Annotated in this window: 24 protein-coding genes; 14 read left to right on the top strand and 10 right to left on the bottom strand. The window is 38.8% G+C overall.

Annotated features, from left to right (window positions below):
* Positions 1–249: 249 nt before the first annotated feature.
* From ABE41_RS05265 to ABE41_RS05255, 3 genes are all read left to right on the top strand, one after another.
* The gene (locus ABE41_RS05265) at positions 250–1,500 is read left to right on the top strand and encodes a sugar ABC transporter substrate-binding protein (protein ID WP_066287218.1); all 1,251 of its coding nucleotides are present in this window, start codon (positions 250–252) and stop codon (positions 1,498–1,500) included.
* 90 nt (positions 1,501–1,590) lie between these two features.
* A complete protein-coding gene (locus ABE41_RS05260) occupies positions 1,591–2,475 on the top strand; it encodes a carbohydrate ABC transporter permease (RefSeq protein ID WP_066287216.1) in 885 nt (294 codons plus the stop codon).
* A gap of 16 nt (positions 2,476–2,491) precedes the next feature.
* Positions 2,492–3,334 (top strand): carbohydrate ABC transporter permease, encoded by an 843-nt coding sequence (locus ABE41_RS05255; RefSeq protein WP_066287214.1) that lies wholly within the window; start codon positions 2,492–2,494, stop codon positions 3,332–3,334.
* A 205-nt stretch (positions 3,335–3,539) separates the two neighbouring features.
* Here ABE41_RS05255 and ABE41_RS05250 read toward each other — a convergent pair whose 3' ends face one another.
* Both ABE41_RS05250 and ABE41_RS05245 read right to left on the bottom strand, forming a co-directional pair.
* Positions 3,540–5,165, bottom strand: a complete 1,626-nt coding sequence (locus ABE41_RS05250; RefSeq protein WP_066287212.1) for an acyl-CoA dehydrogenase family protein — start codon at positions 5,163–5,165, stop codon at positions 3,540–3,542.
* 278 nt (positions 5,166–5,443) lie between these two features.
* Complete coding sequence (locus ABE41_RS05245; protein WP_066287210.1) at positions 5,444–6,796, bottom strand: glucoamylase family protein; 1,353 nt, start codon at positions 6,794–6,796, stop codon at positions 5,444–5,446.
* Between the two features lie 264 nt (positions 6,797–7,060).
* Between ABE41_RS05245 and ABE41_RS05240 the strand changes: the two genes are divergently transcribed.
* The 5 genes from ABE41_RS05240 to ABE41_RS05220 all read left to right on the top strand — a co-directional run bounded on the left by ABE41_RS05240 (position 7,061) and on the right by ABE41_RS05220 (position 10,870).
* Positions 7,061–7,540, top strand: coding sequence for a GyrI-like domain-containing protein (locus ABE41_RS05240; protein WP_083207669.1), 480 nt, complete (start codon positions 7,061–7,063; stop codon positions 7,538–7,540).
* Between the two features lie 46 nt (positions 7,541–7,586).
* Positions 7,587–8,228: an alpha/beta fold hydrolase gene (locus tag ABE41_RS05235; protein ID WP_066287208.1), complete on the top strand. Its 642-nt coding sequence runs from the start codon at positions 7,587–7,589 to the stop codon at positions 8,226–8,228.
* Positions 8,229–8,245: 17 nt separating this feature from the next.
* Entirely contained in the window at positions 8,246–8,764 is a 519-nt protein-coding gene (locus ABE41_RS05230; protein WP_066287206.1) for a DinB family protein, read from the top strand.
* A 120-nt stretch (positions 8,765–8,884) separates the two neighbouring features.
* Positions 8,885–9,838 carry an ABC transporter permease subunit gene (locus ABE41_RS05225; RefSeq protein WP_066287201.1) on the top strand — a complete coding sequence of 318 codons (954 nt, stop codon included), beginning with the start codon at positions 8,885–8,887 and terminating at the stop codon, positions 9,836–9,838.
* Complete coding sequence (locus ABE41_RS05220; RefSeq protein WP_066287199.1) at positions 9,839–10,870, top strand: hypothetical protein; 1,032 nt, start codon at positions 9,839–9,841, stop codon at positions 10,868–10,870. It begins immediately after the preceding gene.
* Between the two features lie 303 nt (positions 10,871–11,173).
* On the opposite strand, the gene ABE41_RS05215 is transcribed toward ABE41_RS05220, so the two are convergent.
* Entirely contained in the window at positions 11,174–11,665 is a 492-nt protein-coding gene (locus ABE41_RS05215; protein WP_066287197.1) for a lactoylglutathione lyase family protein, read from the bottom strand.
* A 141-nt stretch (positions 11,666–11,806) separates the two neighbouring features.
* On the opposite strand from ABE41_RS05215, the gene ABE41_RS05210 reads away from it, so the two are divergent.
* Positions 11,807–12,130 (top strand): hypothetical protein, encoded by a 324-nt coding sequence (locus ABE41_RS05210; RefSeq protein WP_066287195.1) that lies wholly within the window; start codon positions 11,807–11,809, stop codon positions 12,128–12,130.
* Positions 12,131–12,337: 207 nt separating this feature from the next.
* Here the strand turns inward: ABE41_RS05210 and ABE41_RS05205 are convergent, their stop codons facing one another.
* Entirely contained in the window at positions 12,338–12,817 is a 480-nt protein-coding gene (locus ABE41_RS05205; RefSeq protein ID WP_066287194.1) for a hypothetical protein, read from the bottom strand.
* A gap of 117 nt (positions 12,818–12,934) precedes the next feature.
* Between ABE41_RS05205 and ABE41_RS05200 the strand changes: the two genes are divergently transcribed.
* A complete protein-coding gene (locus tag ABE41_RS05200) occupies positions 12,935–13,267 on the top strand; it encodes a hypothetical protein (RefSeq protein ID WP_066287193.1) in 333 nt (110 codons plus the stop codon).
* A gap of 43 nt (positions 13,268–13,310) precedes the next feature.
* On the opposite strand, the gene hmpA is transcribed toward ABE41_RS05200, so the two are convergent.
* Complete coding sequence (hmpA, locus tag ABE41_RS05195) at positions 13,311–14,537, bottom strand: NO-inducible flavohemoprotein (RefSeq protein WP_066287192.1); 1,227 nt, start codon at positions 14,535–14,537, stop codon at positions 13,311–13,313.
* Positions 14,538–14,711: 174 nt separating this feature from the next.
* Here hmpA and ABE41_RS05190 point away from each other — a divergent pair, with 174 nt between their 5' ends.
* From ABE41_RS05190 to ABE41_RS05175, 4 genes are all read left to right on the top strand, one after another.
* The gene (locus tag ABE41_RS05190) at positions 14,712–15,176 is read left to right on the top strand and encodes a GNAT family N-acetyltransferase (RefSeq protein WP_066287190.1); all 465 of its coding nucleotides are present in this window, start codon (positions 14,712–14,714) and stop codon (positions 15,174–15,176) included.
* 18 nt (positions 15,177–15,194) lie between these two features.
* Positions 15,195–15,569, top strand: coding sequence for a DUF1428 family protein (locus tag ABE41_RS05185; RefSeq protein WP_066287188.1), 375 nt, complete (start codon positions 15,195–15,197; stop codon positions 15,567–15,569).
* A 180-nt stretch (positions 15,570–15,749) separates the two neighbouring features.
* Positions 15,750–16,052, top strand: a complete 303-nt coding sequence (locus tag ABE41_RS05180; RefSeq protein WP_066287186.1) for a hypothetical protein — start codon at positions 15,750–15,752, stop codon at positions 16,050–16,052.
* 342 nt (positions 16,053–16,394) lie between these two features.
* Positions 16,395–16,580 (top strand): hypothetical protein, encoded by a 186-nt coding sequence (locus ABE41_RS05175; protein WP_066287184.1) that lies wholly within the window; start codon positions 16,395–16,397, stop codon positions 16,578–16,580.
* A gap of 28 nt (positions 16,581–16,608) precedes the next feature.
* On the opposite strand, the gene ABE41_RS05170 is transcribed toward ABE41_RS05175, so the two are convergent.
* From ABE41_RS05170 to ABE41_RS05150, 5 genes are all read right to left on the bottom strand, one after another.
* Positions 16,609–17,055, bottom strand: a complete 447-nt coding sequence (locus ABE41_RS05170) for a DUF4385 domain-containing protein (RefSeq protein WP_066287182.1) — start codon at positions 17,053–17,055, stop codon at positions 16,609–16,611.
* Positions 17,056–17,148: 93 nt separating this feature from the next.
* On the bottom strand, positions 17,149–19,461 hold the full coding sequence (gene helD, locus ABE41_RS05165) for an RNA polymerase recycling motor HelD (protein ID WP_066287180.1): 2,313 nt from the start codon (positions 19,459–19,461) through the stop codon (positions 17,149–17,151).
* A gap of 428 nt (positions 19,462–19,889) precedes the next feature.
* Positions 19,890–20,363, bottom strand: a complete 474-nt coding sequence (locus ABE41_RS05160; protein WP_066287177.1) for a DinB family protein — start codon at positions 20,361–20,363, stop codon at positions 19,890–19,892.
* Positions 20,364–20,444: 81 nt separating this feature from the next.
* On the bottom strand, positions 20,445–21,002 hold the full coding sequence (locus tag ABE41_RS05155) for a cysteine hydrolase family protein (RefSeq protein WP_066287175.1): 558 nt from the start codon (positions 21,000–21,002) through the stop codon (positions 20,445–20,447).
* Complete coding sequence (locus tag ABE41_RS05150; RefSeq protein ID WP_066287170.1) at positions 20,999–22,009, bottom strand: phosphotransferase enzyme family protein; 1,011 nt, start codon at positions 22,007–22,009, stop codon at positions 20,999–21,001. Before ABE41_RS05150 ends, ABE41_RS05155 begins: the two co-directional genes overlap by 4 nt.
* Positions 22,010–22,293 lie beyond the last annotated feature (284 nt).

Genomic DNA, 22,293 nt, shown 5'->3' with positions numbered 1-22,293 from the left:
CTTCTCACCCTGGCATAAAATAAAAATCCCCTTTAAAACCCTTTGTTTTCAACAAATAATGGAAGTTTTATATTTTTTTGAATTCTGGTGTTGAAAACGATTTCAACTTGAATTATAATGTGCTTATCGAAACGTTTCAACAATAATTTTCAAAAGAAGTAAAGAAAATAATAATACGAGATTGCTTTTTCAATTAGTTGGGAATTTATTTTTACAGCTAATCAAAAGCCAAATTTAGGGGGAACACTTATGAAAAAACATTGGTTTAAGAAGTCAATGGTTACTTCAATGGTTGGAGCATTAGTACTTTCTGGTGCACTTGCAGGCTGCTCAAAAGGTTCAAGCGAAGGAAAGACTACTTTAACAGTCTGGGGTATGGGAGAAGAAGCAAAATCCCTTCCTAAGATCGCAGAAGAATTTGAAAAAGAAAATCCAAAGATCGATGTAAAAGTGCAAGCTCTTCCTTGGGATCAAGCACACGATAAACTTTTAACAGCGGTTGCATCTAAAAAAGGACCAGACGTTCTTCAGATGGGAACAACATGGATTCCTGAATTCGCTTCAGCAGGAGCTTTAAAAGACTTAACGCCTCACGTAAAAGATTATCCTGAATTAGATCCGAAAAACTTCTTTGAAGGTTCTGTTGAAACGACTAAATACGAAGATAAAATGGTTGGTGTACCTTGGTACGTTGACACACGTGTACTTTACTACCGTACTGACTTGCTTGAAGAAGCAGGTTATAAAGAAGCTCCAAAGACTTGGGATGAGCTGAAAGATGCTGCGGACAAGCTTGCTGACCGTGGTGAAGGAAAATATGGTATCTCTATTGATGCTAAAGAACAAAGTTTATCCTTCATGTTCGCTCGCCAAAACGGAGCTGAACTTCTAGGGGAAAACAATGATCCTAAATTTAATGAACCCAAGTTTGTTGAAGCCGTAGATTATTTGAACAGCTTCTATGAAAGCGGAGCTGCACCTAAGGAAGAGCTTGGCATGGACATCATCCAAGGTTTCCGTGGAGACGGCATTCTGCCAATGTTCATCAGCGGACCATGGATGATCAAGCTGATCAACGACCAGGCACCTGATCTAAAAGGAAAATGGTCAACAGCTGTACTTCCGACAAAAGAAAACAATATTTCTGCACTTGGCGGATCTAACTTATCTGTATTTGAACACACTAAGCATGAGAAAGAAGCATTGAAATTCGCAGCATTTATGAGTAAACCAGAAACACAATTAAAATGGATGGAAATGACTAACTCTCTTCCTGCAGCCCAAAAATCTTGGGAAGACGAGTCGCTTACTGGCAACGAATATTACAAAGCATTCGGTGAGCAAATGGAAAACTCACAGCCGATGCCTGTAATTAAACAATGGGAAGAAATCGCTCAAACGTACTTGAAGAGCTTCGAGAAAATTTATCGCGGCGGAGCAGATGTTCAAAAAGAAATGGATGCTTTCGACAAGAAGTCTGAGGAGATTCTAAAGAAATAAGTCCGGTCTAACATAGGTATAACGAGCAGCTAACCCTGCTCGTTACCTTTTTATTGTTACACTCGGGCAACCTTGAAGGATGTGAAAAACATGAAAAGCTATTCAAAATCAACTCCTTACCTCTTCATTGGACCGGCACTTATTCTATTGGCTTTATTTTCTCTATTCCCGATTCTGGTTGCATTGGTGATTAGTTTTACAGATATTGACCTGGCTGGTTTAGCTGATTACTCGAACATCAGCTTCATAGGAATTGAAAATTACTTAAATATATTTAAAGATCCGATCTTCTTAAAATCAATCGGAAACACCATCTTTTATGTAGTGTTCGGTGTTCCGCTTGTAATAGCATGTTCGCTTGGAATTGCCTTATTGATCAACTTTGGTACAGCACGAATTTTCAAAGCTTTTCGACTCGTTTTTTATATGCCTTCAATTACGAACGTAGTCGCTGTAGCTGTTGTTTGGACGTATCTTTACAACCCGCAATTCGGTTTGTTCAATTATCTTTTAGGACTTGTCGGCATACCGGCTATTCCTTGGCTGCAAGATCCAACGATCGCTAAAGGCTCTTTGATTGCCCTGGCTGTCTGGCGCGCAATCGGAGTTAACATGATTATCTTCCTTGCTGCACTGCAAGGAATTCCAAAAACATATTATGAAGCAGCACAGCTAGATGGTGCGAATAATTGGAAACAGCTTACGAAAATCACGATTCCATTGCTGCGTTATGCGATCTTCTTCGTATCGATTACGACAATGATCGGCTGGATCCAATTTTTCGAAGAGCCATTTGTTATGACAAAAGGCGGACCATTAGACAGTACGACTTCAGTTGCCCTGTTTATCTACCGTAACGGATTCCAGCTAAGCAACTTTGGTTATGCTGCTGCAGGATCATTTGTCTTATTTATCGCAATTATTATCATTACAATGATTCAGTTCAGATTGCAAAAGAAAGAAACCGACTTTTAAGATGTGAGGTGAGAACATGAAAACAAAAGTATCTGATGCTAAAAAAGCATACAGAACTCAACAATGGATAGCAGGAATCGTTTTAACACTTGGCGGTCTGTTAGTCGCCATTCCATTTATCTGGATGATCCTTTCCGCTTTCAAACCTGAAAGTGAAGTACTTCAGCTTACGCCTACCTTGTGGCCTGAAACCTTTACAACAGAAAACTTCATCTATCTGTTTGAGAACATGAACTTTGGTGTTTATTTGAAAAATACAATTATCGTTGTCCTCTGTTCTTTCGTCGGACTTTTCTTTAACGCAATGGCTGGATATGCATTTGCAAAATACAAGTTCAAAGGCAGAGACAAGCTCTTTTATCTCGTGCTGGCGACTATGATGATCCCTGGCCAGGTTACGATGATTCCTGTCTACTTGATTTTGAACCAGATGGGATTAACGAACACGATGGCTGGTGTTGTACTTCCAGGATTGGTTGGAGCGTTCAGCATCTTCTTGTTCAGACAGTTCATGTCCACGATTCCAGATGAACTGCTTGAAGCTGCACGTCTGGATGGCGCAAGTGAGTTCCGCGTGTTCATGCAGCTTATCCTTCCGATCTCAAAGCCAATTATGGCGGTCCAAGGAATCCTGACATTCATCGCTGGATGGAACAGCTTCCTATGGCCATTGATTATCGCGAACGATGAAAGCCTATATACACTATCCGTTGGTTTGAGTCTATTGAAGGGACAATACGGCGGAAACTTTGCATTGCAGATGGCTGGTTCAACCTTCATGGTCGTGCCGATCGTAATTATCTTTATCATCTTCCAAAAGCACATTATCGAAGGCTATACCATTTCAGGTATGAAATAGAAAGAAGGGCTGACTTGTCAATGTCAGCCCTTCCTTTATATTGGAGCTTTTACTTTTACGGTACGTGTTCTTATATTTATTACACGTACGCTCAAAAATTCAGACCTACGCTCAAAAACTCTAATCTGCGCTCAAAAGTGGTTGAGTTTCGCTCAAAATGAGCTAGCTACACTCAAAAAGCACCACTTTTCGCTCAAACGCAATTTCATTTTGCTTCAGTATGAATTTCTTGAAGGGCTACCGTCTGATAAACCTTATAAAACCCATCACAAAATGCATCCCATTCTTCTGCAGCCTCGATGGATTCCTCTGAAACGTCCCCGCATACTGGTTTTTGCATCAAATTAGTTAATTTTTCTGCATATTCTTCTATTGTTTCCTGCGATGCCCCTTGAAGCACACTTTCTACAAAATCTGCCGGTGAATACCAGTCTGCCACTCTTTGAATGTCTCGATATATTTGCGTTAATAACAGATTACGAGGGCCTTCCCATTGTTCGTTCACAACAACATCCCGGAAGATGCGCGGCAGTGACGAGAATTCCTCCATCACTCCGTGTCCGCCAAACACTGAAATTGCATCCCTTAACACTTCTGCTCCCTCATTGGTCGCACAAATTTTCTGCAATAAAACGAGCTCTCTTAAGTTGAACAGCTGTTTTCTTAATTCGATCGGCTGGTCCTTTGGTATGCCAGGATTTAAAGGCCGATCCAGTTTCAGGAATAGGTCGTATATTTTAAAGGCACCCGCGGTCGTCCGTTCAGCAGCATTCTCGATTCGTTTTAATGTACTAGCAGATAGAGGATAATCCTTCACCTTCTTGCCAAAAACCGTCCGGAAATCTCCATACAACTTTGCCTCCCGTGCAGCACGAAGCATAAATCCAGCACAGGCAATTCCGATCTCAAGTCTCGATAGTGTCAGCACAATACCCACCGCTACAGCAATTCCTTTACCTTCTGGCCCTACCGGATAAGCAAGCGCTCCATTATATTGAATCTCACCTGTCGGAAGCTCGGCTGTTCCCATCTTCCATTTTATCCGGTTAACTTGATAGCCGTTTCTTTTTTCATTCTCTTTATCGCCAGGCAGCCACGACGGAACAATAAAAGTTGAGATTTTATCTGACCCTGTAATTTTAGCCGTTACCACTGAATAATCTGCATGTGCTACAGAACAGAAGAACTTGTTTCCGTACAAGCGATAGTTCTTCCCGTCAGGCACTGCTTCAAGAACATTTGTTGGCAGGTCGGATCCTCCCTGCATTTCACTCATGAACTGAGCACCAATTGCAAAATCTCCTTCAAGACCCTCTTTTGTGTGCTGCAAAATCTTTTGAAGTTCAGGATGCTCTTGATTTGGATATTCCTCGAGTAAAGCAATAAGACCAATCGTACAAGTCAGCGGACAGGCAACACCCGCTTCTCCGAGCTGATGGATCAGCATCCGTTTCACGAAGCTTTCCCATGGTGCAGTTTTGCCAGAAAAAAGACCTTCTCCGAACACTTCTTTTTCGAGTTGATGCAAATCCATCGGGCGTACGATCCGATCAATGCGGTTATTGAATGCATCATAATGAAGCATGTAAGGCCGAACCTCTGGCCTTGCATTCTGCTCTGCCAAACGGTTCCACTTTAAAGAAACGGCAGGAGAAAAAGAGAGGACTGCATGATGTACGGATTCAAATTCCGTCCCCGTAAAATGTTTCATCGCTTGTTGTAAATACGGTTCATCGCGGTACCAATCGAGGCTTTGACGCTTTTGCAGAAACTCTTCAAATGTATATGTGTTTTTCCCTTTTTTCGTTTGTTCTTGTGAAGCCGTGTTCATGAAAATCACTCCTTATCGCTAGTAGTATTTATGATTTATTTCGCTTAAATTATCATTATCCCTTTTGTTAACGGTACGTGTTCTTTTATTTGTTACACGTTCACGCAGAGATTCTTCCGTTCCACGCACGATCTCATCCTTTCCACGCAAAAAGTTTCTCGCAAGAATTCCTACTTTTCACGCAAGACCTTGTTCCTTTCACGCACAAGACGATCTCCAACAGCTTTTTCACTTAAAAAAGCACCCTCATCCACACGGGATTCGGGTGCTCACATTAGCTATTGAATCGAAAACACTTCTTTTTCAAGTAATTCTTCTGGTTTTTTACCGATTGGATCTTGGTGGAAGTAGTCACGGATTACGCCATCTTTTAAATAGTTAGCGATGGATACCATGATCATCCCCTGATCCAGTGCAAGATATGCTTTTGCGATCTCGCCCGTTTCTACGTTTACTGAATCGTAAAAACCATATGTGCTGTATGTGTCTAGCTCTTTTAATGCCTTGATATTTTCCCGAACCGCTGCTGGATCATAATCAAGTGCGAGGAAAGAAGCATGAGCTGTTACTGTTGCGCCATCTTTGTATCCAGATGTACCAAGCGGTGTTGCTGCAAATTCACTATATCCGTCAGGAGTTGCTGCCGGTGAGAAGCCCCATGCAGGATACCCTTTTTCTTCTGCAAATGCCTGCTGAAGTTCAACATGACGCTTGTTGTTTAAGCCTAATGCATTCTTGCCTAAATCCTTCTCTTTTAAAACGATTCCCGGCATAAGGCTTTCAAACATGCTTCCGCCCCAGCTCGGTACAAATTTTACTCCGTTATATTCATAATGCCCTTCAAATACAGTTACTCCATCATAAACAGCATCATGTCCCTCTGGAGTTTGAGCCTGCCAATCCCAGCTTGCCGGCATCGTACGGTACATCTTCCACCAGTGCTCACTTGGAACATCACCTTTTCCGATAGAGATATAGCTCGCCACACGCGGTTCAGTATTGAACAATCCGTAATGGTGATCCGTTAGCTTACCTTGAGCGACGTCATATCCACCACGGAACTGACCTACTTCAGGGTCATATAGAGTTGTGTAGTTCATGTTCTCAACCAGCTTGCTCGTTTGAGGATTGAGTTCATCGTATGCTTGTCCGACAACAATTAGTCCAGACGACAGCCACCCGTTATCCACTTGAGAGATGAATTGTCCCCAATCTTTTTTGATCGATCCGTCTTTCGTGTTGTACCAGTTATAAAATAATCCATTCCATTTTTCTAGTTTTTCAAGTGTATTCAACGTAACTTGAATTCTTTTTATTGCCTCATCCTTTGTAATAATTCCTAACTGCTGGGCAGAAACCGTACTCATCATGTACATCCCGATATTCGTTGGAGATGTGTGAGTTGCATCCTTCTTTCCTTCCGCTGTATAACGCGTTTCGTCATACGTCAATCCTGTAACAGGATCTGTATGGTCCTGATAAAATTTATACGTTTTCTTTGCAATCGCTTTCAATTCAACCTGAAAAGCAAGGTCTTCTCCGAGATCAGACGCTGTGGCTTTCGGTGTTACAAACAAGTTCGCAAAAAGACTAAACATTAAAAGAAAGCTTATTAATTTTGCTGGTTTCATAAAATGCTGCCCCTTTCAGTTTTTTAATCATCGTCAATCGAAACGTTTCACCAACATTTTAACATTTACCGTTAACCAAAATAAGTACCTTTCACTAGATTCGGTCATTTGGTGTATATGATTCTGACACTTACAGGTAAAAAGTAATATTAAAATGAAAAAATAAGGAAGGAATCCTATGATTTAAGCTACTAGAAGGAAAATAAAGGATGAGAGCCATTTTTATAGAAGAGAATAAGCAGACCTTTGAAAGGAGTTTTTTTTATGAACAGAAATATTCTTCAAGATAAAATCAGCATTCGACAGTTAGAAGAATTAAAGTTAGTTGGTTTTAGAGTACTGTGTGATGGTGATCAATACATAAATGAGATTCCGAAAGCATCTCTCGCATTACAGGATCGGATAATGGATATTAAACAAGTCATCTCACCTGATCAGCAAATTGGAGCCTTTATCGTTGATGCCACTTCTGAAACAGAAGATGGTTATTGGGTTTGTGTTCAGGTCGATAAATATGAGGACATTCCAGAAGACATGATTTCGCTCACTGTTCCGCCGCAAAAATATGCAATGATCACGCATGAAGGATCTAACCATGACATCAGAAACAGCTATGAAAGGCTGCATGAATGGATTATGAAAAATAACTATTCAAGGGCACTTAACAAATGGCATATTGAACGGTTTCTTAATTATGAGAACAAAAATCAACTAAAGGTTCAGCTGTTCGATACGATATTATAATTAAAATTTTTTTTTACTTTTATTTAACCTAATGGAGGCAACAGGAATGAACGTACTTGAAGGAAGTGTAAAGGGCTACAAGGAGATGAAAGTTCCTTATGCGTTTTTAAATAAAACCGAAAAACCAAAAGGATTGGCAATCATTCTTCCAGGTATAAGCTATACCGTTAGATCACCTATACTCCACTTTGCCACAGGGGCATATTTAAATAGGGGTTATGAAGTCCTGCATATAAACTATGAATACCACACAGATCACTATGACCATTTTACATATGAGGAATTAAAAAGCGCAGTGGCAGCAGATGTGATGACAGTGCTTCATGAAACTTTACGTGACGCTGATTTTGAATCTTATTACCTCGTAGGGAAATCCTTTGGATGTTTGGCGATGCCAGAAGCGTTAAACTTTTATCCTTTGCGTAATGCGAAGACGGTTTGGTTAACACCACAATTAAGAGCAAAGAATGTATTCGAAGAAATGCTGAACAGTCAAAATAAAGGATTATGTATGATCGGAGACAGGGATTCTTTTTACAATAAAGAAAGCCTTGAACAATTACAGACAAACAAAAATATAGATTACTTTATTCCCCCTGGGGCGAATCACGCTTTAGAGATCGATGGACAAACACTTGAATCGATTGATTTGGTAAAAAGAGTTGTAAAAATGATCAATGAATTTTAATAGAAAGGATACCTACTATGAATTTCAAAATCAATGAAGCTATTGAGCTATTGGAACGTACACCTGAAACGCTCTCCCGCCTTTTAACCGGCCTTTCTCCTGGCTGGTTAACGTGCAACGAAGGCGGTGACACATGGAACGTCCTTGAGGTTGTAGCTCATCTTATTGAAGGAGAAAAGGTGAACTGGATCCCGCGTATAAATATGATTCTGACAAAAGGCGAGAATTATACCTTTCCACCATTTGACCGTTTTGCTCATTTATCTAATAGCGAAAAAGACATTGAGCAGCTATTGCAGGAGTTTAAACAATGCCGGGAAGAGAGTCTCGCATTACTGAAAAATGAGCTTAATGCCATAAACGATTATGAACAATCTGCTCTTCATCCTGAATTTGGTTCTGTTAGATTAAGAGAATTGCTTTCGACTTGGGCCGTTCATGACTTAACCCACATCTCACAGATTACAAGAATCATGGCAAAACGTTATAAAAAAGACGTTGGGCCGTGGCAATCGTATTTAAGCATTTTGAAATAAGAAGAACGCTGTCAATGGGGCAGCTTTTTTTTATATACTTAAAAGGTAAATTATGGTTTTTATCGAAACTTTATTAGATAAAAGAGAGATATAGATAAAAAGATTGAGGGGGAAAATTTCATGGTTGTCTCTGTCCTGCGGCATGGGCTTAATTTCTCGCTGCCTATTATCGGTGTATTTTTTATTGGGGCATTGCCATATCTGTTTTTCAGCAATGTACAAGGCATTGAGGCTGTAGCCCGGTTATTGCAATCAGGAGCTCTTAAAAACGCACTATTTTTAAACCAGGACTTAGGATTTTACTTTGATGCCTATATCCATAAAATTGGCGTGTTAATGGTTAAGATTATGACTTTTTCAAATGTAGAATACTACGAAAGCCAGCAGTTAAAATACATGTTCCCTACTATACTGCCTTACTTTTATTTTTCACTTAAACTGGTTGTCAGTGCTTTTTTCTTAGCTATTGGTTCAGCTGTTGTATTTGCTCTCCTTATAAAAAGCTTACCCGGCAGAATCCAAAAAGCAGTGCGCTTTTTCTTCTTTTCACTAGAATCTTTACCGGATATTTTTTTAATAACCATGATTCAATATATGATTATCCTTATCTACCGAAACACCGGAGAACTCCTCATGCCTATCGTTCATAGTAATCAAGAACCTATTTTCTTTCTGCCTGTTCTTTGTTTAGCCATACTGCCAACATTGTTTATCGTGAGGACTTTGCTCTTTTTGCTTGATGATGAAGATTCCAAAATATATGTTGAGTTTGCTCGTGCAAAAGGAATAAAATATTCATTAATCCTTTATGTTCACATGTTAAGGAATTCCTTGATCAGCCTTTTTTATCATACAAAAACAATCTATTGGCTAATGATATCAACACTCTTTATTGTCGAATATATAATGGCGATCCCGGGTATCACGAAATTCATGCTGAATAATGGGCCAACAACGCCCGATGTAGTGACAGTAAGTGTCTTATTAATGTTCGTTCCTTTCTATATTATTTTTACAGCCATCTCTTATTCGATTAACTTTAAACTTGGCCGTAATGAAGAGGAGGCGGCATAGATGTCTATATGGAAAAGCCCCTTATTCTTAACAGGATTCCTTATTATTATCGCACTTTTTTTCGGGAGCATTATCTATTCTTATTATGTACCCGACAAAGAAAAGCCTGTCTTGCAAATTCGTTATGATGAAAATAATAAGCCCATTGATTCTGTACCGATTGCACCATTTAAAGATATGCCCCTTGGCACAGACCGCTTTGGGGTAAGTATGCTTCATAAAGTGTTGGATGGTGCAAAGTACACTCTAAGTTTTGCCTTTTTGATCGCATTCGCAAGACTTTTAATCGGAACCATGCTTGGCCTTCTGTTTAGTCAGCTGCCTAAATCAATACTTAGAATGTTTAACAAACTTTTCGAAGCATTCTATTATGCTCCGGCAACAATCATTGCATATCTAATACTCTTTCCAGTGCTGCAGATATTCACGTGGTCCCTCCCTCGTGATGAACAAACGATTTTTGCAATAACAATACTTGTTGTAATTGCTGTCCCACCGCTCATGATTACCGTTGCGAGCGAGACAAAAAAGTTCTTAGAAAATGAATTTATCTCATCTGTAAAAGTACTCGGAGGCGGTAGATTTCATACACTCTTTAAACATGTACTGCCATTTCTAAGACCTCGCCTAGGCATCTTGTACAGCCAGCAATTAATTTCTACTCTTTTGCTCGTAGCTCATTTAGGAGTTTTAAAGGTTTTTATCGGCGGAATGGATATTATCACTCTTGAACCACTAAGCAATAATACGCTGCCCGTTTCTATGATTAACGAATGGTCCAGTATGATCGGTGCTTATATTTATGAGATTCGAGGTAATCTATGGGTAATTTACACGCCGCTAGCTGCATTTGCCATTTCGATTCTCGCTCTAAACTTTATGGTTGAAGCAATGAAACAACAGTATCTTGCTCAAGGTTCATATACAAAAACAAGACGTTCCAGCCGTCTAAAGAAGAAACAGCCTGTTCCGGCAAAAAAGCTTACCCAGGAACAATTTGAGAAGATCATAAAGACCGGGACAGATGGATAAAGTTGATGGCTCATGCGGTCGGTTTGACCTGCATGAGTCTCTTTTTTGCCTGTACTTTATCTGCAGATGTCGAAAATTCGATAAATAAAAATTAACGTGGGATTTTGGTCACTTAACGTGGGATTATTTAAAATAACGTGGGTATTTTGAAATCAACGTGGGATTAACCATTTATTACCTTTTCCATGTCTATTTATTTAGTCTTTTTCATTCAATTGTCTTTCTCAAAAAGACACGAAAGAATTAAAAAACAAATTCCATCAAAAAAAGGGATGACCCCATCCGGAATCATCCTTTTTTTGCTTAATATGCACCATCTGAATAGGTCAGTTCATAGCTATGGCTGTAGATTTCGACCAGGTTGCCGAATGGGTCCTCACAATAAACCATTCGGTACGGCTTTTCTCCAGGATAGTATTCGCGAATCGGCATGCGCTGCTTTCCGCCATGAGCAACAATTTTTTCAACAAGTCCTTCAACATCTGGATCTTGCACGCAATAATGGAAGATTCCTGTTTTCCAATATTCAAAGTTATTCTCAGGCTTTTCATTGTTTTCGAATTCAAACAGCTCGATTCCGATCTTATCGGATGTAGCCATGTGAGCGATTCGGAACTTCTTCCAGCCGGGACCGAAAACATCGGTACACATTTCACCGATCGGACTGTTATCTTCTTCTATCATAGTCGGCTGCATAATTGTGTACCAGCCCATTACATCTTCATAAAATTTCACTGCTTTTTCTACATCAGGTACGGATAGTCCGATATGTGAAAAAGAACGCGGGTATCTCATCTTATCTCTCCTTTTATTGCTAGTCTGTAAAACAGTCTTCACTTAAGAGAGGCTGATTAACCCTCTTTAAGACATGTTCCCTATGATAAAATAGGAATAAACAAACCGTAAAGAAATCTGCCTTTCTTAGGAGGAAGCGTAATGTCTGCACTAATAACAATGGCGCTCTACCAGCCACACGAGGGAAAAGAAGAACAGCTTAATGAAGTCTTAAGGAACCATATCAAAACGCTAGAAGCAGAAAATCTTATTACTTCACGTGAACCGATCCGTGCTCGAGCAGCAAATGGCACGGTCATTGAGATCTTCGAGTGGAGATCGGAGCAAGCAAAAGATGCTGCTCACGAATCCCCGGGCGTGATGAGGGTCTGGAATGAAATTATGGAAATCGCTGAAATCAAAAGTCTCTCATCCTTAGGTGAAGCGAATCATCCGTTTCCTAACTTTGCACCATACACTGTATAAAAAAGAAAAAGGAAATGACTCAAAAGCATAAAAACTTTTCAGGTCATTTCTGATTCAACCTTTCTCGAGAATATCCTAATTCTAAGATGTAAGTTATCTAAAATTCCTGATAAGGTGCAAATCGAGGGTCTATATTTTTTATTTTGTAAAAATAAAAAATTGGGGCTGCCAAAAGTAAGTTTACCTTACTTTTGGGACAGCCCCTACTTAATTCGGTTCGTGATCTTTCATCCAGTCTACTAATGCAGCCGTCTCTTTCTCTCCGCCCTCAAACACGTAATATTTCGTCATTCCATTGTCTTTCCCTTTAAGAATTATATTTTTATGAGCTTCTCTATCGTTCGGATACGGTATGAACAAATCAGTGTTTTCATTCTTATCATAAGGATCACTGTAGTAAATATGAATGTATCTTTTCAATGGAAATTTGTTTATTTCATGTGCAGGCGTTAACGTTTCAAGCCACGGATCAGCTAGTGTTTGAATTTCATTATACGAACCCTCCACCCAATCAATACTCATATCCTTTAAGTCAAAACCAATTGGCTTACTCCCGATTAACGAATGTACACTTTCAAATACCGCACCAGAGACCTTACCATCAATAGGTTCTTTTTTGGCAGAACATCCTGTAAACAGAATTACTGAACAAACCGTCATCATGATTACTAAAAATCTTTTCTTCATCCCTCAGCTCCCCTTTTAACGTTAGACGATATGATTTCCAAATGCGTTTCAATCCAGAAAAACAGAGGAATGTTCCTCTCGAAAGTGGAATAAATAGAATACAAAAGGAGTGATTTCTTGCTCAGTGAAGCCGATTTAAACATTATCTTCTATATCTTGTTCCTTATATCTGGTCTGCCTCTCAGCTACAAATATGCTGTTTTTATGGTTAAACATACAGGAATGGTTGCCCCTCATTTTTTTATAGGTATGATGTTGAATCTATGCGTTGGGATCCTCGGCATCGTTGGATGGATTTTTTTCGCGCCAACGATCAGTATTTATTTTACGCTGGGCGGAATTTATCTGGGAGCATGGATAACCGCTTTTAGCTTAATCCTATTAATAACCATGCTATTGTTAAAAAGAAGAGCCTTATTAAAAAGCTTTGAACACTGGATCACATCATAAAAAAACACCCTCCATACAATTCAGGAAGGTGTTTCGTTTATTTTTATGCGTTTACTTTTTCTTTTTCCAGATCACTTGCAGGACCGAAGAATTCAAAATGGATGTTTTCTTTTTTGATGTTTAACTCTTGCAGTGCATGGTTGATAGCTTTCATGAAAGGAACTGGACCGCAGAAATAATATTCTGCTTCTTTATTTAATGGTAATACTTTGCGAAGCAATGCTTCATCAATATAACCCGTTTGATCGTATCCGAAATCGTCTTCTAATGGTTTTTCATAAACAAAATAAGTTGAGATGTTTTCAGCATCTTCTGCCACTTTTTTAACTTCATCTTTTAATGCATGTGTCTGGCCGTTGATTGCCGAATGAATGAACGTCATTTCACGTTCAGGCTGCTCTTCTGCCGCTGTTTTCAGCATACTTACCATTGGGGTAAGACCTACTCCCCCGCTGATAAGAACTGCTGGTTTCGCACTCTCTGTGTCTAAGTAAAAATCTCCTGCTGGCGCACTTAAAAATAGAACATCTCCTGCTTTTACACCTTCATGTAAGTAAACAGATACAATACCGTCTGGAGAATTTAATCCTGCTTCTTTTTTAACAGAAATTCTGTAATGCTCTTTTCCTGGCGCATCAGATAAACTGTACTGGCGAATATGCGTGTTCTTTTCCCCTGGGATTTCCATTCTTACACTTACGTATTGCCCAGGATTGAATTCCGCAATCGGTCCTCCATCTTGAGGTATTAAGTAGAATGACGTGATTACACTGCTCTCTGCTTTCTTTTCAGCAACAACAAATGCTCTGAATCCTTCCCATCCGCCGTTTTGCTGTTCAGCTGCTTCATACATGTCACGCTCAACTCCGATAAATGCATCAGCGATCACGCCGTATGCTTCGGCCCAAGCGTTAATAATTTCGTCTGTTGCAGCATCACCTAGTACGTCTTTAATCGCTTCTAACAAGTTTTCACCAACAACTGGATAATGTTCTGGTTTTACACCTAAACTTCTATGTTTGTGTGCGATTTGCTTTACAACTGGAATAATCATTTCGAGCTTATCAATGTTAGCAGCTGCAGCGTAAACTGCATTTGCAAGTGCTGCTTGCTGGCGTCCTTTTTTCTGATTCGCGTGGTTAAAAATATTCAAAAGTTCTGGATGCTTCGTAAAGAGCAGTTGATAAAAACGGGAAGTAATCGCTTCTCCGTAGACTTCTAGTACAGGTACGGTTGACTTAATGATCTCAATCGTTTTTGCTTGTAACATGTCAATTCCCCCTCAGTTCTTTTTACAACTCTATCGTAAAAGAATTTAAGAAGGAGGAATGTGATTTAAATCACATTTCCTTTGGACGTTTTGTGAACAAAATTTGGTGTTAGTTGTACCACTCAATATGATAAAATTGGAAAAAGACTTACAGCAATTGAAAGGAAAACTCTTATGGAAATTATTAAAACACAAGATTATGAGGCTATTGCAAAACTTAATAAAAACGTTCAGGATGTACATGTTGAACTTTTCCCTGAATACTTTACACCTTATAACTATGAACCGATTCGAGATTTTTATAAAGAAATCATGAAGGATCCGAAACAAATCTTCTTACTTGTAGAAGAAGGTTCAAACCCAATCGGTTATGTATGGATGACACTTCGTGATTCAGCAGAAACACCCTTCAAAAAAGCTTCCAGATCCTTATACATACATCAGATCAGCATAGAGAAAAACAGCAGCAACAAAGGCGCTGGTTCACAAGTAATAGCTTATATCGAACAATTGGGAATAGAGCTTGGTGCCACTAAGCTTGAGCTAGATTATTGGATTAACAATACGATTGCTAGAAACTTCTATAAAAAAATGGGGTTTGTGATTAACCGTGAAGTCGTACATAAAGAAATGATATAAAAATCAGGAGGTTAGAAAATGGCACATTTGCTTGTCTATCTTTATAAGATCAAACCTGAAGCGAAGGAAAAGTTCCTGGAGATATCTGCGAAAACGAATAAAAAGTTTCAGGAATATGGAGGCGTGACTGAGCAAATCTTTAAATTATCACCCTCTTCAAAAAACTATGGAATTTCATTAATTCCAGAGAAACTCGATGTGAAAGAAGATGAGGAACTCTGGATCGGGTTGCTTCACTTCCAATCAGAAGAACACGTCCGCATTACAATGGAAGACTTTGATTCAGACAAAGAAGTGAACGAACTATTAAACGAGTTTGTTGCCCATGTTGCACCTCTTGATCATATTTTGTTTGGAGAGTTTGTTTCAGAGCACACTACAATAAAGAGATAGTAATTATGCCCTTCTGACGAAATCTTAAAAAAAATCGACTCCTTTTTCAGCAAACCACAACATGTGCAAAGTCCAACCTTGCAATACTTACCATACATTTTCTGCATTTTAGGTACTCAATAAAAAAGTAACAGGTGTTATACTGAAAATACTATTTTTATTGAAGAGGAGCTATTTGAGATGGAAGATACTCTAAAACTGATCCTTACCGAAATGAAAGAAATTCGAAATGATATTAACGATATTAAAAATGTTCAAGGTGCTTTAACTTCTAATCAGGAAGAATTCAAGAAACAACAATTCATTTTGATTGCTGGGCAAAAACGGATCGAATACAAGCTAGACAAGCTCAATACAAATGTCATCACAAGTATGGGAGATTATACAGATAAGATTATTCACCACTTTGATGATACAGCTCAAGTATTAAATAAACGGATATTTAAAGTTGAAACCGAATTAGAGGGAAAAAGCCGACAGTAAAGACATCACGAGTGAAAAGTCTTTGCTGTTTTTTTGTTCGGCTGTTTATGCAAAATTTGAGCTCTTGAAAGTTGTTGATTTCCGCTCCAAGACACTCGCTTTCCGCGGGGCGTGCGGTGAGCCTCCTCGGCGCTTTGCGCCCTTAGGAGTCTCACCTGTCCCGCTGATCCCGCAGGAGTCTCGCGTCTTTCCGCTCCAATCAACTTGTCAAAGAAGAGTAGGAAACAAATTCGTCAAAAACAACAATCTTTTCCAGAGAGAGCCTTTTATTTAAACAATACAGAACACTTCATGCTGATAACCATAGCTTATTAGTATATGAATATTTCAAGGAGGTCTGTCATGATTTGGTTCTTTCTTTTTATTGGGTTCATTCTATTGTTTGCATTCTTTGTAGATTGGCGGCGCAAAAAGAACAACAATCATTCCCATCATTCTTCAGCAAAACCTGGTGAACATTCAAACTACCAGATGGGTGATCGGTTCACAAGCGGTGGCGGCGGAATTGGCGGTGGCGGAGAACAATAACAAACACCTCTAACAAGAATAGAGGTGTTTATCCAAACTCTTTTTGATGTGCCTTTTTCATCTTCAAATACTCTTCATCTGTTCTGGCGAGTTTCCACTTCTCTTCAAAAATCGCAGCTGACTTTGCTTTGACAGGATCGATCTGTCTTTCATTGACCTCATCGTTTTCATCATATTTTCTGCCACCCTTGTAATTGGTGTATCGCCTTGCACGGGTATAACCCATCTGCAAAAACTTCCTTGCCATATCAGCGCCAACGAAATCTTTATTCTTTTTATACTCCAAAAATTGTTCATAGATTTTCTCTGATGACTCTTTAGCTTCGTCTGGTGTTTTAAAACGCCAATGAGGAAGAATCTCACTTTTATATGGCTCTACAAGAAGCACTCCTTGTTCTCCGCGGCCAACTCTATATTTGTCTCGGTTCTCTCTAAAATCGATATGTTCAAAATCAAGGTCATAATCAAACGGCACAGATTTCCCTCCTTCTTTCTTATCCTTACCCCATTTCAAGAAATTCAAAATAAAAAATCCGCTGTTCAGCAGAACAGCGAATTTTTGTAATGATTAATTGATTTTATATAGAGTCTTCGGAGCTTCTTTAATAAATGGACAAGGTGAACCTTTGTAAAAAACGGTCAACTCATGCATGGCACGTGTACAAACCGTATAGAAAAGTTTTCGCTCGCGTTCCTTTTGATAACCTGAAGCGTCGTAAATAGCTGCTGCATCAAACTCTATTCCCTTCGCCAAATAGGAAGGGATGATAATAATGCCTTTTTGAAATGCTGCATCCTCATTAATCATTAGTCTTAGATCTAACTTTGACTTTAGTTTTTCATATACATGTAAACTTTCTTTGGCAGTCCTGCAAATGACAGCAATCGTTTCATGACCGTCTTTCAGCCAGGAATTAATAAGGCTTTCTAATTCCTCGTGAATCTGCTCTTCTCCATCCACCTTCACAACAGATGGCTTTTCTCCCGGTCTGTTAAATGGAATAATTCCGCTATCATCTTTTAAAAGACTTTTCGTAAAATCTACAATCTCTTTTGTAGAACGGTAGCTTCTCGTAAGCGTAATCGTTTCCGTATGCTTCTTGTCTAATAATTTCTCCAGCATACTAAAAGACTGATCTGAAGCATGCGCATAGATGGATTGATTTAGATCACCGAGTACAGTTAATCTGGCTCTCGGAAAAATGCGCTGTATAAAAGCAAATTGAAATGGCGAAAAGTCCTGAGCTTCATCAATGAAAACATGTCTGACAGCTGCATTTGTTTGAAATCCAATCAACAACTCTTTTACATAAAGAAATGGTGTAGCATCTTCATTTGCTAAATGGTTTTGCTTTAGATTAAATAGCGTTTGATTACAGATTTCACTCCATACATCGTACTCTTGCAATAATTTATTATTTTTTTGAAACAGCTTAGCATATAAACTCTTCATGTCTAAAAAGGTACATTCTTCAACAGATTTTCGAAGTGACTTAAACGCCAGTCTTGTTACATATGCTGACAAGACTTTCTGTTCACTCGCCAAGTCGTTAAAGGAATCAGCATCATATTTGTTTCGTTTTTGCAGCTGTTCATAAAGCTTTGTGTAGACCGACTTATCTAAAAACTGAATTTCCTTTTCGACCCATGGTTTCTTGCGTTCTTTTCTTTCAGCTAGTTTCAATTCATTTAAAATCCAATGGGATGTTTGTTTCATGCGATAAGGAATTGTTTCTCGTGAGTCTAAAGAATAAAAGTATTCACTGATCTGTTTCGCTCGAATCACTGTTTTATCCCGAAACTTAACATCTAAAAATTGCATACCAGATTCACTTAGCTTTTCAACATATTGATGGATGGCCTCTAAGAAATCAACGGACGCTTTAAATTTGATTCCTTCAACCCGTGAAGATTCACCAACACCAGAAAGAATTGCCTCCATTTGTTCAAATGGCGTTTCAACTGAAAATTCCTCGGCTAAATGGTGATCGATATAAGCTTGAAAAGTAGTCTGTTCCATATTTTCTTCCCCAAGTTCAGGAAGGACGTTTGCGACATAGCTATTGAACATGTTATTTGGAGAAAACAAAACAATATGATGGGATTGTAGGGTTTCCCTGTCACGGTATAAAAGATAGGCTACACGCTGCAGTGCAGCAGATGTTTTTCCGCATCCTGCTGCTCCTTGTACGATAAGCAAATCACTTTCCGTGTTTCGTATAATGGCATTCTGTTCTTTTTGAATGGTCGCCACTATACTTTTCATTTGAGTATTCGCCTGATTACCAAGGACTTGCTGAAGAAGTTCATCTCCAATCGCTTCTCCGGTGTCAAACATCCCCTGAATCTGGCCGTTTTTTATAATAAATTGCCGCTTTAATTCTAAATCGCCTTTTATCGTACCACTTGGCGCCCTGAAGCTTGCCTCACCCAGGGAGTGATCATAATACAAACTTGAGATCGGCGCTCTCCAGTCATGTACTAAAAATTCACTTGTCGCTTCGTCATAATAAGAAGCAATACCAAGATAGACTCTTTCCGTTTCACTTTCACCATTTTCATTAAAATCAATTCTTCCAAAGTAAGGTGAATTCTTCAGTTTTTCGTATGTTTTTAATCGGCTTTCCGCTGAAATATGACTTCTCTCGATCTCAGATAACAGTTCAGATTGCTGTTTGATACTTGCTGCTGTTTCGATGGCATCATCAGGATCATCTAGGTTCACCGTAACGTCCGACCAAAAGTTTTTTCGGATTTGGACCACATCAGATAGTTTTCCGCCTAAATGCTCTTGAAGTCTAGAAGTAGCTTGAGAAAGTTCCTTGATTACTTCATTTACTCTTTCTTGTTCATTCTGCTGCTCCCGATTCCATGTCGTCATCCGATCTCTCCCTAAAATAAATTTTCTGTTGACACGCTTTTCCATTTTGTTATATAATATAATTAAGGGATATTATATATATACAAAAATAATAACGCGCGTCTTTTATATAATAGCATAATCATGTGCAAAAAGTACATAACTTATTTACTCAAAAAGAGTGGTTTCCATTTAAGGAACCACTCTTTTTATTAGGCTCTTCTCTAAAAGATTGTTGCTTTTGGGTTATTTCTTTCATTCTCTTCATTGGCAAGTTGATTGGAGTGCAAGGTGCGAGACTCCTGCGGGATCAGCGGGACAGGTGAGACTCCTAACGGTGCAAAGCGCCGAGGAGGCTCACCGCACGCCCCGCGGAAAGCGAGCATCCTGGAGCGGAAATCAACCACTTTCAAGAGCAACAAGTTTGCGAAAACAGCCTTTTATTATCTTTATCCTTGTTGCACTTTTGATTTTTCAATCACTTTCTTCATCGCATGCATCTGTCCAAGGTGATACGTTTCATGGAACACAGCGAAATTCACCAATTCGCCGAAGGTTTTGAAGTCGAAAAATTGTTTCTCTAACTTTTCTTGCAAACGGTCTTCTGGAATTTCTTTTATTCGAGCCATTTGGTCTTTCAGTTGTGCTGTTAGTTCAGAGAGGGATGGCACTTCACCTTTCCAGTCAGCAGGACTTGTTCCTCTGTTAAATAGATCGATGTAATTTAATGGAAGGTGATTTGATTTTTCGGGATATCCAAACATAAAATATTCAGCCGTTGTTAAAACATGACCAACATGCCAAAGGATATTGTTGTTGAATCCTTCTGGCTGAACTTCTGCAGTTTCTTTGTCTAGTTCCCCAAGATGTTTCAGGAAAAAGCTTCGTGACAATTCAAAGTTCTTAAATGTTAATTCACTCATCTTTACGCCTCCCATAAAGTTAAAAGCAATTTCAATTTTAATTATACAAGCTGAAAAATCAGTTGACTAATAAAATGATGCTCATCGATATTGATTATGAATCGGACTGAAAAGATCTTCACTTGTCTTCCTGACTACCGAGAAATAATCAATGTTATAATGGCCATGAAGAATTTTATTATGATGTTCAATGATCTGCTGAGCTTTTAACACAGCAGAGTCTGTCGTTGAATGACCATCGCCGACTAATGTCACATCGAGTCCGTTTACCGTCGCCATTCTTACTGCCGTATCAATGCAATGCTCTGTTTTGCATCCCATAATCACCACATGACTAATTTCTTTTTCTTTTAAATCGTCTAATAGAGAAGTACCGTAAAAGGCATTTGTGGCTTTTTTATTAAAAAATGCTGCTCCTTCAGGTACATGGATTTCCGAATGAACTTCGAAACCTTTTCCCTCACCCTCTGCAACGTCCAGATCTCTAACAAATATGATTTCCGCTCCCACATCTTTTCCTTGTTCAATTACTAGGTTAATATTCTTTATTAGATGATTTTTGTTGAAAACAGCTTGTTCTTCTTTATTCCCTTCAATCAGTTCCTGCTGAGCATCTATAACTAATAGTGCGTTTTTCATTTTAACAACTCCTTATTATTAACATGTAATCGTTCAAAGGAAAAACGATATTTTTCTATTTTTTCAACCAGCTTTTTTCTTAAATTCGACATCCACTCCGGATGATCTGCTGAATCTGGAATATCAACTGAACGAAGTAATTTAACAAACATCGTAAGTTCATGAAGTCTATTAAACATCGGTAACTGCTCTACTAAATCAGAATCCAAGGTCGTTTCGCTTTCATATCCATTAACGAATTCAGCAAACAAAGGGTTCGTCATCTTTTGCTCATCAAGATCTCTTAATGCAAAAGCGATATCAGCGGCATACCAATAATAGGCACAATCATCAAAATCCAGGATACCTGCCACGTCATTTTCCCAGCACTGATTGTCTAATTCAAAATCATAATGAATCAATCCGAAGTTTTCTCGAGTAACCGGCAATGATTCAGCCCAGCTTACAAGATTGGCAAGCTCTTTTTTCGCAGCAGTCTCTTGCTTCGGAAGTAACTTTTCGACACTGTTTAAATGATCCCTCCAGGTTAGGCGGTTGAAATGAACAGATTCATCGCATTTTTTCATTTCACCGTGGAGTTTCCCTAGCGTCATTCCCCATATAAAAAACTGATATTTTTCAAGTTCATTGATCTCATACTGTTTTCCTGGAAGAGCTTTAAATACAGAAGCGTAATAAATTCCGTTCTCGGCTTCGATTCGCTCTATCTTTTTTCCGTTCAACGATAAGACTGGTCTAACAGTACGTAATGATGTTCCAGCTAAATAATCTAAGATTTCCATTTCTGCTTCAATTAATGAAAGTTCTCTTTCAGAAACTTCATTGAAACGCAAAAAATGAGTCTCTTCATCTTTCTTAAAAACGAAAATAAAGTTCGCACTGTAACGAAAAGCATAAACACTTCCTTCATCATAATCCCAATGCTCAAGGATTTTCTCTGCTATAGAACTGCGCCATTCACTGTCAACCGTGCTTGCCACTTTCAACATTGTACTAAGTTTCATCATTAGCTTATTGCACCTCTTGTATTAGATTTTTTAAACTAAAACCTTTCAATAAGCCAGAGATATCTGCAAAAGAAAAAGCCAAAAGAGCAGGATGCCCGTTTGGCTTTAGCATTATTAATCAGAAAAAGCCCCTGGAAGTCATAGTGAATCCAGAGCACACCGATTAAATGTTTATTTTTTATAACCGTTGGGCGAGGACAAGATATGACTGTTCTTATTGAATTTCTTAATCATTTTGTCATCACCCCTTTCATTTGATATTTCCAGTATAAACCATGTTTTAT

The sequence above is a fragment of the Fictibacillus arsenicus genome (genome assembly GCF_001642935.1).
Classification (GTDB): domain Bacteria; phylum Bacillota; class Bacilli; order Bacillales; family Fictibacillaceae; genus Fictibacillus; species Fictibacillus arsenicus_B.
The sequence above is the reverse complement of the archived record's forward strand: the minus strand, read 5'-3'. Positions and strand labels throughout refer to the sequence as shown.